The following is a 14,300-nucleotide window of genomic DNA, read 5'->3' as shown; positions in this document are numbered from 1 at the left end:
CGGCCCCGGCGTGTCACCCTGTCACGATCTCCTGATCCCGAAGCACCCGGTGGTAGGCCGCCGCCAGCGGCCCCTCCAGCCACAGCTCCCGGCCTTCGGCTGTGCCCTCGCGATGCGCCAGGCGCACCACCAGATCCGGCGCCGGCAGCCAGCCCGCACCGCGCTCCGGCCACTCCACCAGCCACAGGACATCGCCCCCGAAGGCCTCGCGCACCCCCAGGTACTCGAGTTCTTCGGGATCACCCAGGCGGTAAAGGTCGAAGTGCAGGACCTCGCGCCCCGCCAGCGCATACGGCTCCACCAGGGTGTAGGTCGGACTGCGGACCGCGCCTTCATGCCCGAGCCGGCGTAGCAGACCCCGAACCCAGGTGGTCTTGCCGACACCCAAATCACCCTCCAGGAACACGATATGCGGGGCGTCGAGCGCCGCCAGCGCGGCCCCGGCCGCCTCGGTCGCCTCCAGGTGCGGGAGAATCAGAGGGGCGGCTGCCTCCATCATGCCCCACCCCCAGCCGCGGCCGGCAGGGCTTCGGCCAGATCCCCGGCCAGCATCCCGCGCGCCCCGCCCAGGCGATCACGCGCGATGCAGGCTGCGGCGCAGTGCCAGGCGGCCCCGATCTCCGCGGCGCTGCGCGCATCCGCGCCCTGCCCGCGCAGCGCCGCGATGATGCCGGTCAGCACATCGCCGCTGCCGGCGGTGGCCATACCGGGGTGGCCGCCGGTGACACAGGCCAGCGGCTCCGCACCCGAACTGGCGACCAGCGTGCCCGCCCCCTTCAGCAACACCACTCCACCCAGGCGCGCGGCCAGCGCCCGCACCTGCCCGGGGCGATCGGCCTCGATAGTGGCCACGTCCTGCCCCTGCAGACGGGCGGCCTCGCCTGGGTGCGGGGTCAGCACCCAGTCCTCGCCCCGGCGCGGGGCCTCGGCCAGCAGGTTCAGGGCATCGGCATCCACCACCCGGGGCAGGTCGGCATCCGCCACCGCCAGCCACAGGCCACGACCCCAGGCGTCCTGTCCCAATCCCGGTCCCACCGCGACGACATCGACGCGACGCATCAGGGCCTGCAACTCGCTGGCGTCCGCCACGCCACGCACCATCAACTCGGGTCGCTCCAGGTTCGCCCAGGCCGCATGCTCGGGGTGCGTGGCCAGGGTCACACGGCCGGCCCCGGCGCGCAGGGCGGCCGTCGCCGCCAGCCGCGCGGCCCCCGAGTAGCCGGGCGCGCCGCCCACGATCAGCACATGCCCACAGTCGCCCTTGTGCGCCCCCGGGCGGCGTACCGGCAGACGCTGCCGCCAGTCCTCTGGCCCGACCCGACGCGCAACCGGCGCGATGCCATGGGCCACCGAGGCAGGGAGATCGAGCGGGGCCACCTCCACCTGGCCGACCCGGTCGACCGCGGCCCCGGTATGCAGGCCCAGCTTGTCGGCGATCATGGTCAGGGTGTGATTGGCCCGGACCGCCTCCCCCAGGACCCGGCCGCGATCGATATCCACGCCCGAGGGCACATCGGCCGCCAGCACCTGCCGCCCACTCGCGTTCAGCGACTCGATCACCGCGCCGTAGGCATCGGTCAGCGGCCGCTCCAGGCCGATCCCGAACAGGCAATCCACCCACAGGTCCGCGGCCGCCGGGTCGAAACTTTCCAGGGCATGGACCTCGCCGCCGCCCGCCTGCCAGCGCCGGTGGGCCTGACGACCATCGGACTCGGGGCACGCCCGCGAAGGGCCGCCATGAACCCGGACCTCCAGCCCGGCCTCGGCGGCCCGCCGCGCGAGCACGTAGCCGTCTCCGCCGTTGTTGCCGGGCCCGCACAGGATCCCGATGCGACGGGCCTGCGGCCAGTCGCGGCGCACCACCGCCAGCAGGGCCTGCCCGGCACGCTCCATCAGCTCGCCCGGCGCCATCCCAGGCAGGGCCAGACCGGCGGCATCCAGGGCGCGCATGCCCACGTTATCGAACAGTGCGCTGGTCAATGCTTGTGGGTCGGGTTCATGATTCACGCCATCACCTCCGTCGCGGAAGCCGAAATCGTGCCTCAGCGCCTCGATCCACGCCAATCTGCCGAACTCGCCGAACGCATCCGCGACTGGGGTCGCGAGCTCGGCTTCCAGGCCGTGCGCATCGCCCCCGCCGAGGTGCCCGAGGCGGATCGCCAGCATCTGGACGACTGGCTGGCCCAGGGCTCGCACGGCGACATGGACTGGATGGCCGTCCGCGCCCCCCTGCGCCACGCCCCGGATGCCCTGGTGCCCGGCGTGCAGCGCATCATCAGCGTGCGCATGGACTACTTCCCGCCGGCCACCCGACGCCCGGCGATCCAGCTGGCCGAACGCGATCACGCCTATGTCTCGCGCTATGCCCTGGGCCGCGACTACCACAAGCTGCTGCGCAAGCGCCTGACCACCCTCGCGCGCCGGATCGAGGCGGAGGTCGGGCCGTTCGGCTATCGCGCCTTCACCGACAGCGCCCCGATCCTGGAAAAGGCCCTGGCCGCCCGCGCCGGGCTGGGCTGGATTGGCAAGAACACCAATCTGCTGGCGCGCGAGAGCGGCTCCTGGTTCTTCCTCGGGGAGCTGTTTACCGACCTGCCACTGCCACTGGATGAACCCGTGGACGAGCACTGCGGCCAGTGCACCGCCTGTCTCGATGTCTGCCCGACCCGGGCGTTCCGCGGGCCATACGACCTGGACGCCCGCCGCTGCATCTCCTACCTGACCATCGAACTGAAGGGTGCGATCCCCGAGGACCTGCGCCCGCTGATCGGCAACCGCATCTACGGCTGCGACGACTGCCAGCTGGTCTGCCCCTGGAACCGCTTTGCCGAGGTCACGGCGGAACCCGACTTCATCGCCCGCCACGGTCTGGATAGCGCCAGCCTGGTCGAGCTGTTCGCCTGGGACGAGGCAACCTTCCTCGCCCGCACCGAGGGCATGGCCATTCGCCGAATCGGCCATGCCCAGTGGCTACGCAACCTCGCTGTGGCCCTCGGCAACGGTCCGGCCACACCCGAGGCGGACGCAGCCCTGGCCGCCCGCGCCGAGCACCCTTCCGAGCTGGTGCGCGAACACGCCGCCTGGGCGCGCGAACAACTGCGCAACCCCCCGCACAGCGCGCCCCTGTCCACGGAAAACCTGTCCCGGCTCACCCAAGCGCCCGGGTAAGCCGGGCAAGCAGAAACCGCCCCGGAAGAGGCAAATCCGCACCTCCCAAGGTTGCCAGTGCCGGCGCAACCGGCGACACTCCGGTGCCGAATCACGCCCCGACGCGGGGCCCGGCCCGCCACCAAAGGTTCAGCCCGCCGCCATGCCCGATCACCCGGACACCACGCGCTATCAGCGGATCTTCGAACAGGCGCCCGAGGCTCATCTGGTCCTCGACCGCAAGGGCGGGATCGTCGCGGCCAACTACGCTGCCTGCGAACTGCTGGGCTATACCAGCGCCGAACTGACCGGCGGCGTGCACATCACCGAGCTGGACCTGCAGGCCACTCAGGACGACGTGGACCAGGCCCACTCCAACCCCGAACAGCGCCTCCCCGCGCACTTCGAGAGCCGCTACCGGCATCGTGACGGTGGCGAATTTCCGGCCGAGGTGCACATCAACGCGATTCGCACGGACGGCGAGCTCGAGGTCTTCGCGACCGTGCGCGACATCACCCGAGAGCGTCAGTCGGAGCAGGCGCTGAAGAGCCTGGAGACCCAGCTGGGCGCGACCATTCGCCATGCCCCGCTGATCCTGTTCGCGCTAGATGCTGAAGGCTGCTTCACGCTATCGGAGGGAGCCGGCCTCCGGACCCTGGGAGTAAAGCCAGGCGATGTCCTGGGCCGCGACGCCCGGGAAGTCTACGCCGACCAGCCCAACGTGATCGATGCCGTGGAACGCGCTCTGAGGGGTGATAGCTTCGACGACGAGGTCCGTATTGGCGACACCTATCTACGCGTCTCATGGATGCCGCTGACCGATGGGGAATCCAGCCGCCCAGGCGTGCTCGGCGTGGCCTGGGACGTCACCTCACTGCGGGCCGCGGAGGCCGCCACGGGTGCCGAACGGGACCGCCTGCTAACCACGCTGCAATCAATCAGCGACGGGGTCATCACCGCAGACACCCACGGGCGCCTGACCTACCTGAACCCCGCCGCCCAGGTACTGCTGGGGCTGGATGCCACCAGCGCCCAGGGCCGCCTGGTGGACGAACTGCTGGACCTGGAAGACACCCGGACGGGGACCAGCGTGCTCCGCCCGGTGGAACACTGCCTGAACCTGGGCGGTACCGTGGAATCGCCCGAACGCATACTGCATCGCGCCGACGGCGAAACCCGCGTGGTGCGCATGCTGGCCTCGCCCCTGCAACGCCCGAACCGCGAGGCCCAGGGTGTGGTGGTCGTGCTGCACGACCACACCGAGCTGTGGCAGATGGCCCAGCAGCTTAACCATCAGGCGACCCATGACGACCTCACCGGCCTGTGCAACCGCCGCGAATTCGAGCGGCGGCTGGACCAGGCCCTGCATACCCAGGAGGAGGGCGAGACGCCGCATGCGGTGTTCTACATGGACCTCGACCAGTTCAAGATCATCAACGACACCTGCGGTCACCAGGCCGGCGACGAGCTCCTGCGGGAACTCTCCGAGCGCCTGCGGCACCTGATCCGCGAGAACGACACTCTGGCCCGGCTGGGTGGCGACGAATTCGGCGTGCTGCTGTGCCACTGCCCGCCCGAACGCGCCGAGGCGATTGCCCGGAAGATGCTGGAGACCGTGCAGTCCCTGCGCTTCGCATGGGAGGGCCGGCGATTCGATGTCGGCGTCAGCATCGGTCTGGTGCCGGTCAGCGGTCCGGAACAGACCCTGCCCGAGATCCTCAGCCAGGCGGACTCCGCCTGCTACGCCGCCAAGGAAAACGGCCGCAACCAGGTCTACGTCTGGCAGCCCAGCGACCAGGCCCTGCGCCGCCGACGCGGGGAGATGGAATGGGTCGGCCGCATCCGCTCGGCGCTGGAGGAAGGGCGCTTCGCGCTGTTCGGCCAGGCCGTCCACCCGCTGGGCCCGGTCGACCCGGACCTTGCCCATGTCGAGGTGCTGATGCGCCTGCGCGACGAGGATGGCCGGCTGATCCCGCCGGGCAGCTTCATCCCGGCCGCGGAGCGCTACCACCTGATGCCGGATATCGACCGCCACATCATCGACAACGCCTTCGCCATGCTCGCCCGGCATCGTGCGCCGCGCGAGAACCCCTCCCACTGCGACCCCACCCTGGCGATCAACCTCTCGGGCCAGTCGCTGGCGCAGGAGAGCATGCTGGAGTTCGTCACCGAGCGCCTGCAGCACTACGCGATCCCGCCGCGCTGCATCATCTTCGAGATCACCGAGACCGCAGCCATCAGCCACCACGAACGTGCCCAGAGCCTGATCCGCACCCTGCGCTACATGGGCTGTCGTTTCTCCCTGGACGACTTTGGCAGCGGTCTGTCGTCATTCGGGTACTTGAAGAACCTGCCGGTGGACTTCATCAAGGTCGACGGTAGCTTCGTGCGCGATATTGCCCACAACGCGGTGGACTCGGCCATGGTCACGGCCATTCATCGCGTGGGTCATGTCCTCGGCCTGCGCACCATCGCCGAGTGTGTCGAATCAGCCGCGACCATGGACCGCCTGCGCGAGATCGGCCTGGACTTCGTGCAGGGCTTCTACCTGTCGGAACCGGCACCGCTGGAGCAACACCTCACGCCCATCGACAGCAACGTCCACTGACGAGCGGTACCCATTTCCGAGTGTTTTCCTTGGTTTTTGCCGGCGCTTTCGCACCCGGCACCAGGACTTGCTAGCGTAGAACCGAACAATAATCGGAAAACCACGCACTTATGCCGTATTCGGAACAACGCATCACCTCCACGCGCCGCTGGTCGGACAAGACCTTCAGCTTCACCACCACGCGCCCGGAGGGTCTGGAATTCAAGAACGGACAGTTCGTGACCCTGGGGCTGCGCCCCGAGGGCAAGCTGATCCCGCGTGCGTATTCGATCGTCTCCGAACCCGAGGCCGAGGAACTGGAGTTCCTGAGCATCCACGTGCCGGATGGCGCCCTGACCAGCCGCCTGGCCGAGGCTGGACCGGGTGATTCGATCTGGATCAACACCAAGGTCACCGGCTCGCTCACCTTCGACTACGTGCAGCCGGGTCGCACCCTGTACATGCTGGCCACCGGCACGGGGCTCGCCCCGTTCATCTCGCTGATCCGCAGCCCGGAGCTGTTCGAGCACTTCGACAATGCAGTGCTGGTGCACAGCGTGCGTACCGTCGAGGAACTGGCCTACCGCCAGGAGATCGAGTCGCGCATCAGCGACCGCCTGCGCTACGTGCCGACCGTGACCCGCGAGAACCACGACTTCGCCTGCCCGATCGCGCAGCAGCCCTACGACAACAACCAGCGTGGCGCCGACATGTTCCGCTCCGGCGAGCTGAGCCAGATCCTCGATCTGCCGCCCGCGGATCCGGAACACGACCGCGTAATGCTGTGCGGCAACCCGGCGATGAACCGCGAAATGAGCGAGTGGCTCACCGAACACGGCTGGACCCAGACCAACTACAAGGGCGTGGGTACCTTCACCGTGGAACAGGCGTTCGTCACCACCATGTCGGACTCGGACGACTGAACCTCAGCCCCGGCCCAGCAGGACCCAGCGGGCCGCGTTGATCCGCTGCAGTTTGGCCGTGTCGCCACCCCGGTCCGGGTGGTGGCGCTGCGCCATCCGGCGGTACTGTCGGCGGATCGTGTCGGCATCCACCGGATCCGCAAGCTCCAGCACCTCCAGCGCCTGCTCGCGTTGCTGGTCACGCCCCAGCTGCGACCAGAACTCACCCAGAAGCGCCTCCACCGCCGCCGCATCCATGGTTTCCAGCTGCGCCAGGTCAAGGTAATAGGCCCGCAGTGGATCATGCGTCGCCGGCAACCCGCCGACCGCGCCGCCCCGCCCAGGCTCGATGCCGATATCCAGGCAGTGGATGCGCAACCATTCGCCCTGCCCCGCCAGCGTGTCGCGCAGCCGGTACAGGCAGTGGAACAGCACAAAGTGCGTCTGGAACAGGCTCAGCGACTCCTGCAGCCGCGCACCCGCAAACGGCTCCACGCCCGCGTCGCGCAACTGCGTGATCAGGGCGTGCTCGGTCAGCCCGTCCGACTGCATGCGCAGGCACTCCAGCACCCGTTCCAGCAATGCCGGATGGACCGGCGAGGCGACCGCATCCGAAGCGGCTGTCATGCGCCCGGAAACTCCCCGTCGACATACACCCAGCGCCCGTCTTCGCGGCGAAAACGACTGCGCTCGTGCAGGCGTACGCCCTGACCGCGCACCCGTGACCGGGCAATGAACTCGACCCAGCCTGCCTCGTCGTCCGGCCCACCCGCCTCGGTCGCACGTATCGCGAGCCCCAGCCAGCGCTGTTCCGGGGCCAGCTCCATGGATGCCGGGCGTGTCGCGGCCGCCCAGGTCGCCAGCAGATAGCCCTCACGCCCTTCCACAAACGCGGCATAACGCGAGCGCATCAGCGCCTCCGCCGTGGGGGCCGAGGCCGTACCATCCAGATACGGCCCACAGCAGGCGGCACGGTCCTGCCCGGACCCGCAGGCACACGTATCGACCTTCTTTCGGCTCGCCTTGCCCAAGCCCCATCTCCCGTTCATCTGCGTTCCAGCCAGCATGCCCGAGCTATCGCCCACGGTCGAACCCTCACTTTGGCACTGGTCTTTCGCCAGCGAAATCGGTAGCGTGCGAATCACGATCCCGGAGGGAACAATGGCCAACATCCTGATCATGGGCTGCGGCGATCTCGGCGGTGCCGTTGGCCAGCAACTTGCCCACGGCGGACACTCCGTCTGGGGCCTGCGCCGCCGGCCGGAGCACATCCCCAAGCCGATCCAGCCCCTGGCCGGCGACTTCGGCGTCGCGGACGGCCTGCCGGAGCTGCCACCGGCGCTCGACACCGTTTATTTCATCGCCACCCCGGGCGAGTTCACCGAGCCCGCCTATCGTCGCGCCTATGTCGACGGCCTGCGCAACACCCTGACCGCCCTGGAACGGGCCAGCCAGCAGCCGCGCCGCGTTGTATTCGTCTCCAGCACCTCGGTGTACGGCGCCGACGATGGGCGCTGGGTGGACGAGACCAGCCCCACCGAACCCACCCGGTTCTCCGGGCGCGCCCTGCGGGAAGCCGAGCAGTTGCTGGCCGACAGTCCCTTTTCCGGCGTGGTCGTGCGCTTGGGCGGCATCTATGGCCCGGGGCGCGAGTACCACCTGCGCAAGGTGCGCGAGGGCGTGCGTGGTCAGCACGAAGCGCCGGTCTGGACCAACCGCATCCACCGCGATGACTGCGTGGGCCTGCTGACCCATCTGTTCCACCTGCGCGACGCCGAGCCGCTTTATCTCGGCGTCGATGACGAGCCCACCCTGCGTCACGAGCTGCTGGCCTGGCTGGCGCAGGCGATGGAGATTGACCCGCCCGGCACACCGCCGATGCCCGAGGGCGTGGTCTCCGGCAAGCGCTGCCGCAACGGGCGCCTGCACGCCAGTGGCTATCGCCTCCAGTATCCCGACTACCGCACCGGCTACCGCGCCCTGCTCGACCACATCGCCACCACCTGACCAGGGTTCTCGCAGCGTCGGGCCCGGGTTCATCGTTCAGTGTTTACGGTGCCTTCGTCCGGCCGCCTGCCAGGCGCTCTCTCGCGAGCGCACCGCGAGGTACTTTCTTGCTTGCCCAAGAAAGTACCCAAAGAAGGGCACCCGGATTCCGCCCGGGAACCTTGCTCCAGGGCCCTCGGGCCGGCGGCGCTGAACTCGCTGCGCCTTCGGCTCCGCTCAGACATCCAGCGCCTTCTCCCGGCCCGAGCACCCTTCCGCAAGGGGCTCCATACGGGAGGAGAAGGTCAAAACAAACGGTATCCCGTTGGGTGCGGTTGAGCGCAGCGAAACGCACCGTTCCCCGCGCCGCGCGAAACCCTGATGCGATTCGCTGCGCTCATCACATCCTACGCCCCCCCGGCGCCCGCTCCGCGGGCGCGGCACGCAACGGCCACAGGCCGAGCGTGCCGAAGATATCCGAAGACCTAGCCATCATCCACTGGCAAGAACGCGGGGATAGCCGTTGTTTGGACCTGCCTCCCCGTTGTCGTCGCGCCGAGTGGAGAGGCTTTTCGCGGGACAAGAGGCGCTGGATGTCTGAGCGGAGCCGAAGGCGCAGCGAGTTCAGCGCCGCCCGCGAAAAGCCTCGGAGCGAGGGAAACCCCGGCCCGCACAGCGGGCCGGGGTCGCGGCAGTCGGGCGTGTTTCTTGGGTACTTGTCAGGTCTCGGCTGGTTATAAACGCGTTTTCGAAAGCAGTCGGGGTGGGTTTGCTGCCACGCCTTGAGGGCCGCTACGGGCGTTCGGTGACCCAGGGCCTTTTGCTGGATGGCGTGGTTGTACAAGTACAGGTAATGGTACAGGGCGTCCTGCATCTGCTCGCTGGAGTCGATGTGGTACGTGCGCAGGAGATCGGCAATGCGCCCGTTGAAGCGCTCGACCATCCCGTTCGTCTGGGGCTTTCTGGGCTGGGTCAGGCGGTGCTGGATGCCGTGTTCGGCGCACAGCCGGTCGAATGGGTGACGGCCGGTCGGTTGGCGCTCTCCGGTGACCACAAAACGGTCGGTAAACTCCTTGCCGTTGTCGGTCAGTACATGCGTGACGTAGAACGGTGCCCGTTCGAGCAGCCGTTTCAGAAAGTCTCGCGCGGCCGCCCCGGACTTGGATGAACGAACCTCGAGATAGACCCAGCGGGTCGCCCGATCGATGGCCACGAACAGATAGCGACGCGAGGACTCTTCAGACAGCTTCGGCAGGTACTTCACGTCCACATGCACAAAGCCCGGGACATACGCCTTGAAGGACTTGCGGGGTGGCGCCGGCTCCCCCTCGGCCTGCTGCCGCAGCGCCTTCAGGCTGGCTACGCCGTGGCGGCGCAGGCAGCGGTCCAGGGCGGCGCGGCTCAGGTCCGGCTGCACGAACTCGCGGGCCACGACCAGCAGATCATCCAGCGACAGCCACAGCCACTCGCGTACCGCGATGAGGATGGCTTCCTCTCCGGGCGTCAGGGCCGTCTTCATCCGGTGCGGGCGGTGAGAACGGTCCTCGGTGTCTTCCCGGTGGCGCCACTTCATCACCGTATGGCGACTGATGCCCAGGCGGCGTGCCAGGTCCCGGTGACGGACCGACGGCGGTGCTTGCTGGATCTCGCGCCGGGTCCGCGGGGTGGTACGGGCGTTCACGTGAATCGCACTGGACATCGAATCACCTCCGGTGGGGCTCTGCTAACAGGGTAGTCAGCCACTCCCGAGCTCGAAACAGCGGCTCCTTCTCCGACGGTAGGTAATCACCTGAGACCTGACAGGTACTTCTTTGCACGAGCAAAGAAGTACCTCGCGGTGCGCTCGCGAGAGAGCGCCTGGCAGTATGCGGACCGAAGCCACTGTAAACACCCAACGACGAACCGGGACCAGCCACAACAAGGCAGGCGGCAGCCCGGAGCCACCGTAAACACCGGATGACGAACCAGGGCCAGCCTGCACGGCAGACAGCCGGCCAACGGCATATCCCCCGGGCGGCCAGCGCGCCGCGCCGTTATAATGCGCGGCTTTCCCCACATTCCGACCCGAGCGCGCGCGCGATCATGGACAAGAGCTTCGACCCGAAAAGCATCGAACAGACCCAGTACGACCGCTGGGAGGGCGCGAACGTCTTCGCGCCGCCGGCGACGGGCGAGGCAAACTACTGCATCCTGCTGCCGCCACCGAACGTGACCGGCACCCTGCACATGGGGCATGCCTTCCAGCACACCCTGATGGACACCCTCATCCGCTATCGGCGGATGCACGGCGACCGCACCCTGTGGCAGGGCGGCACCGACCACGCCGGGATCGCCACCCAGATGGTCGTCGAACGCCAGCTGGCCGCCGACGGCAAGGGCCGCCACGACCTCGGGCGCGAGAAATTCCTCGAGGCAGTCTGGGACTGGAAGGCCGAATCCGGCGGCACCATCACCCGCCAGATGCGCCGCCTGGGCGACTCCATGGACTGGTCGCGCGAGCGCTTCACCATGGACGACGGGCTGTCCGACGCGGTGCGCGAGGTCTTCGTGCGCCTGCACGAGGAGGGCCTGATCTATCGCGGCAAGCGCCTGGTCAACTGGGACCCGGTGCTGCACACCGCGCTCTCCGATCTCGAGGTCCTGTCCGAGGAAGAGGTCGGCCACCTGTGGCACTTCCGCTATCCGCTGGCCGACGGCTCTGGCCATCTGACCGTCGCGACCACCCGCCCGGAGACCATGCTGGGCGACACCGCCGTCGCAGTGCATCCGGAGGACGAGCGCTACCAGCACCTGATCGGCAAGACCATCCGGCTGCCGCTGGTCGGGCGCGAGATCCCGATCATCGCCGACGACTACGTCGAGGCCGAGTTCGGCTCCGGCTGCGTGAAGATCACCCCGGCGCACGACTTCAACGACTACGCGATGGGGCAGCGCCACGACCTGCCGGTGATCAACATCCTGACCATCGACGCCTGCATGAACGACAATGTGCCGGCCGCCTATCGCGGGCTGGACCGCTACCAGGCCCGGCAGAAGGTTGTCGACGACCTGGATACAGAAGGACTGCTCGAAAAGATCGACGACCACAAGCTGATGGTCCCGCGCGGCGACCGCTCCGGCACCGTGGTCGAGCCTTATCTGACCGACCAGTGGTACGTGAAGGCCGGCCCGCTGGCCGAACCGGCGATCAAGGCGGTGGAAGACGGCCGCATCCGCTTCGTGCCGGAAAACTGGTCGAAGACCTACTTCGAATGGATGCGCAACATCGAGGACTGGTGCATCTCACGCCAGATCTGGTGGGGTCACCGCATCCCGGCCTGGTACGACGCGGATGGCAACGTGTATGTGGGCCGCGACGAGGCCGAAGTGCGCGAGAAGCACGGCCTGGGCACGGACGTGACCCTGAAACAGGACGAGGACGTGCTCGACACCTGGTTCAGCTCCGCGCTATGGCCGTTCTCCACGCTCGGCTGGCCGGAGCAGACGCAGGAACTGAAGGATTTCTACCCGACCAGCGTGCTGGTCACCGGCTTCGACATCATCTTTTTCTGGGTCGCCCGCATGATCATGATGGGCGAGCACTTCATGGGGGATGTGCCCTTCCGCGAGGTCTACGTCACCGGCCTGATCCGCGACTCGGAAGGCCAGAAGATGTCCAAGTCCAAGGGCAACGTGATCGACCCGATCGATCTCATTGACGGCATCAGCGCCGACGACCTGGTGGCCAAGCGCACGCGCGGCCTGATGCAGCCGCAGATGGCGAAGAAGATCGAGAAGGCCACGCGCAAGGCCTTCCCCGACGGCTTCCCCGCCTTCGGCACCGATGCCCTGCGCTTTACCCTGGCGGCACTCGCCACCACCGGGCGCGACATCAAGTTCGACCTCGGCCGCATCGAGGGCTACCGCAACTTCTGCAACAAGCTGTGGAACGCCTCGCGCTTCGTGCTGATGAACGTCGAGGGCCACGACTGCTCGGCCGCGGCCGATACCGCGGAGCACCGCACGCTGGCAGATCGCTGGATCCTCGACCGCCTGGCCGCCACCGCCGCGACCGCCACGCAGCAGCTCGATGCCTACCGCTTCGACCTCGCCGCGCAGACGCTCTACGAGTTCACCTGGCACGACTACTGCGACTGGTACCTGGAGCTGACCAAGCCGGTGCTGAACGACGACGCCACGCCGGAGGCGGTCAAGCGCGCCACGCGCAATACCCTGGTCACCGTGCTGGAGGCCCTGCTGCGCCTGCTGCACCCGGTGACCCCGTTCATCACCGAGGCCATCTGGACCAACGTGAAACCGCATGCCGGCATCACGGATGACATCGAATTCCTGGTGCAGCGCCCCTGGCCCGGCCGCGACGGCTTCCCGCGTGACGCGACCGCCACGGCCGAGCTCGACTGGGTGAAGGACTTCATCACCGGGCTGCGCCGCATCCGCGCGGAGATGGACATCGCCCCCGCCAAGCCGCTGCCGGTGCTGGTAAAGAACTGGACCAACGCCGACCAAGAGCGCTACACCCGCCACCGCGGCCTGCTGGAGTTCCTCGCCAAGCCCGAGAGCGTCACCTGGCTGGACACGGCCGACGAGGCCCCGGAATCGGCGATGGCCCTGGTCGACGACATGCAGCTGCTGATTCCGCTGGCCGGGCTGATCGACAAGGACGCCGAGCTCGCGCGCCTGGACAAGGAGATCGGCAAGCTCGACAAGAACCTCGAACAGAGCGAGCAGCGGCTTTCCAACGCGAGCTTCGTCGACCGCGCCCCAGCCGACGTGGTGCAGAAGGAGCGCGACCGCGTCGCCGAGATGCACGCCACCCGCGACCAGCTGGCCGCCCAGCGCGAACGGATCCGCACGATGTGAGGGCGCTGTTCACCACAAAGCACACGCAGAAGACCGGAAAAGCATTTACGGGAGACGGGAAGGGTCTTGGCTCGCGGGTCTAACAAGACGCTGATCGCTCTTGCCCGCCTTCGTGTCTTCGTGCGCTTCGCGCTTGAAGAACATCAGCTGATCCGTTCGAGCATGCCCCGGTGGCGGATCAGGCGCGCCAGGGTGCGGCCGGTGTGGTACCAGTGCAGCATCCAGCATTCGCGCGCCAGTCGCGCCGCCGATACGGTGGAGCCCGGCTCCGCCGGACAGGGGCAGACGCGCAATCCCATGCCGCGCGCGATGGCAACCGCCCGGGCGAGATGAAAGCGACTGGTCACCAGCACCAGGGGCGCATCACCGGCCGCCGGCGTCGCCGTCAGCAGATCGCGCGCATTGCGCAGATTCTCCAGCGTATGCCGCGAGGCGTCTTCGGTACGGATGCGCGTCGCCGCAATCCCGTGGTGTTGCAGAAAGGCCGCGCCCGCGGCGGCCTCGCTGGGAGCCCCGACGGAGGTCTGCCCGCCCAGCACCAGGATCCGGGCATCGGGGTTCCGGCGCGCCAGACGCACGGCGCGCAGCAGGCGCAGGCGGTAGCCCGGACCGGGCGCCCCCGACTCCAGCTGCTGCCCCAGCACCAGGATGCAGTCCCCGCGCCCGGGGCAGCGCCGCCGCCGCGACCAATGCACGGTGTAGAGCCACAGCGCCAGCCAGGACAAGCCGCCGGTGGCCAGGATGATCAGATTCGACAGCGCAAAGGTCGCCAGGCCGTCCGGCCCGATGCGACCCAGTCCGACGCGCACCTCGCCCAC

The 14,300-nt window shown here is 68.3% G+C and carries 10 protein-coding genes and 2 pseudogenes; 5 read left to right on the top strand and 7 right to left on the bottom strand.

The window, feature by feature from the left end:
• Nucleotides 1-13: 13 nt before the first annotated feature.
• Together tsaE and D575_RS0107900 are read right to left on the bottom strand one after the other, a co-directional pair.
• Complete coding sequence (gene tsaE / locus D575_RS0107905; RefSeq protein ID WP_018145380.1) at nucleotides 14-499, bottom strand: tRNA (adenosine(37)-N6)-threonylcarbamoyltransferase complex ATPase subunit type 1 TsaE; 486 nt, start codon at nucleotides 497-499, stop codon at nucleotides 14-16.
• Nucleotides 496-1,980 (bottom strand): bifunctional ADP-dependent NAD(P)H-hydrate dehydratase/NAD(P)H-hydrate epimerase, encoded by a 1,485-nt coding sequence (locus D575_RS0107900; protein ID WP_018145379.1) that lies wholly within the window; start codon nucleotides 1,978-1,980, stop codon nucleotides 496-498. Before D575_RS0107900 ends, tsaE begins: the two co-directional genes overlap by 4 nt.
• Nucleotides 1,981-1,998: 18 nt before the next feature.
• On the opposite strand from D575_RS0107900, the gene queG reads away from it, so the two are divergent.
• The 3 genes from queG to D575_RS0107885 all read left to right on the top strand — a co-directional run bounded on the left by queG (nucleotide 1,999) and on the right by D575_RS0107885 (nucleotide 6,657).
• Entirely contained in the window at nucleotides 1,999-3,168 is a 1,170-nt protein-coding gene (gene queG / locus D575_RS0107895) for a tRNA epoxyqueuosine(34) reductase QueG (RefSeq protein WP_018145378.1), read from the top strand.
• A 142-nt stretch (nucleotides 3,169-3,310) separates the two neighbouring features.
• Complete coding sequence (locus tag D575_RS0107890; protein ID WP_018145377.1) at nucleotides 3,311-5,755, top strand: EAL domain-containing protein; 2,445 nt, start codon at nucleotides 3,311-3,313, stop codon at nucleotides 5,753-5,755.
• A gap of 110 nt (nucleotides 5,756-5,865) precedes the next feature.
• Complete coding sequence (locus D575_RS0107885; protein WP_018145376.1) at nucleotides 5,866-6,657, top strand: ferredoxin--NADP reductase; 792 nt, start codon at nucleotides 5,866-5,868, stop codon at nucleotides 6,655-6,657.
• A 3-nt stretch (nucleotides 6,658-6,660) separates the two neighbouring features.
• On the opposite strand, the gene D575_RS0107880 is transcribed toward D575_RS0107885, so the two are convergent.
• Together D575_RS0107880 and D575_RS0107875 are read right to left on the bottom strand one after the other, a co-directional pair.
• A complete protein-coding gene (locus tag D575_RS0107880; protein WP_018145375.1) occupies nucleotides 6,661-7,263 on the bottom strand; it encodes a DNA-J related domain-containing protein in 603 nt (200 codons plus the stop codon).
• Nucleotides 7,260-7,667, bottom strand: coding sequence for a YchJ family protein (locus D575_RS0107875; protein WP_018145374.1), 408 nt, complete (start codon nucleotides 7,665-7,667; stop codon nucleotides 7,260-7,262). The genes D575_RS0107880 and D575_RS0107875 overlap by 4 nt, the downstream gene beginning before the upstream one ends.
• Nucleotides 7,668-7,797: 130 nt before the next feature.
• Here D575_RS0107875 and D575_RS0107870 point away from each other — a divergent pair, with 130 nt between their 5' ends.
• The gene (locus tag D575_RS0107870) at nucleotides 7,798-8,643 is read left to right on the top strand and encodes an SDR family oxidoreductase (protein ID WP_018145373.1); all 846 of its coding nucleotides are present in this window, start codon (nucleotides 7,798-7,800) and stop codon (nucleotides 8,641-8,643) included.
• A 216-nt stretch (nucleotides 8,644-8,859) separates the two neighbouring features.
• Here D575_RS0107870 and D575_RS14665 read toward each other — a convergent pair.
• Together D575_RS14665 and D575_RS13630 are read right to left on the bottom strand one after the other, a co-directional pair.
• Nucleotides 8,860-9,118: pseudogene (locus D575_RS14665) on the bottom strand (hypothetical protein).
• Nucleotides 9,119-9,340: 222 nt separating this feature from the next.
• Nucleotides 9,341-10,321: pseudogene (locus tag D575_RS13630) on the bottom strand (IS481 family transposase); the annotation flags it as partial.
• 383 nt (nucleotides 10,322-10,704) lie between these two features.
• On the opposite strand from D575_RS13630, the gene D575_RS0107860 reads away from it, so the two are divergent.
• The gene (locus D575_RS0107860; protein ID WP_018145371.1) at nucleotides 10,705-13,482 is read left to right on the top strand and encodes a valine--tRNA ligase; all 2,778 of its coding nucleotides are present in this window, start codon (nucleotides 10,705-10,707) and stop codon (nucleotides 13,480-13,482) included.
• Between the two features lie 143 nt (nucleotides 13,483-13,625).
• Here the strand turns inward: D575_RS0107860 and D575_RS0107850 are convergent, their stop codons facing one another.
• Nucleotides 13,626-14,300 (bottom strand): YdcF family protein, encoded by a 675-nt coding sequence (locus D575_RS0107850; RefSeq protein ID WP_018145369.1) that lies wholly within the window; start codon nucleotides 14,298-14,300, stop codon nucleotides 13,626-13,628.

Origin of the sequence: Thioalkalivibrio sp. AKL6, assembly GCF_000376905.1 — a bacterium.
GTDB lineage: Bacteria > Pseudomonadota > Gammaproteobacteria > Ectothiorhodospirales > Ectothiorhodospiraceae > Thioalkalivibrio > Thioalkalivibrio versutus.
The sequence above is the reverse complement of the archived record's forward strand: the minus strand, read 5'-3'. Positions and strand labels throughout refer to the sequence as shown.

Coding starts and splice junctions, on each gene's coding strand:
- tsaE (WP_018145380.1), bottom strand. CDS start 499: ATGATGGAGGCAGCCGCCCCTCTGATTCTCCCGCACCTGGAGGCGACC.
- queG (WP_018145378.1), top strand. CDS start 1,999: ATGATTCACGCCATCACCTCCGTCGCGGAAGCCGAAATCGTGCCTCAG.
- D575_RS0107890 (WP_018145377.1), top strand. CDS start 3,311: ATGCCCGATCACCCGGACACCACGCGCTATCAGCGGATCTTCGAACAG.
- D575_RS0107885 (WP_018145376.1), top strand. CDS start 5,866: ATGCCGTATTCGGAACAACGCATCACCTCCACGCGCCGCTGGTCGGAC.
- D575_RS0107880 (WP_018145375.1), bottom strand. CDS start 7,263: ATGACAGCCGCTTCGGATGCGGTCGCCTCGCCGGTCCATCCGGCATTG.
- D575_RS0107870 (WP_018145373.1), top strand. CDS start 7,798: ATGGCCAACATCCTGATCATGGGCTGCGGCGATCTCGGCGGTGCCGTT.
- D575_RS0107860 (WP_018145371.1), top strand. CDS start 10,705: ATGGACAAGAGCTTCGACCCGAAAAGCATCGAACAGACCCAGTACGAC.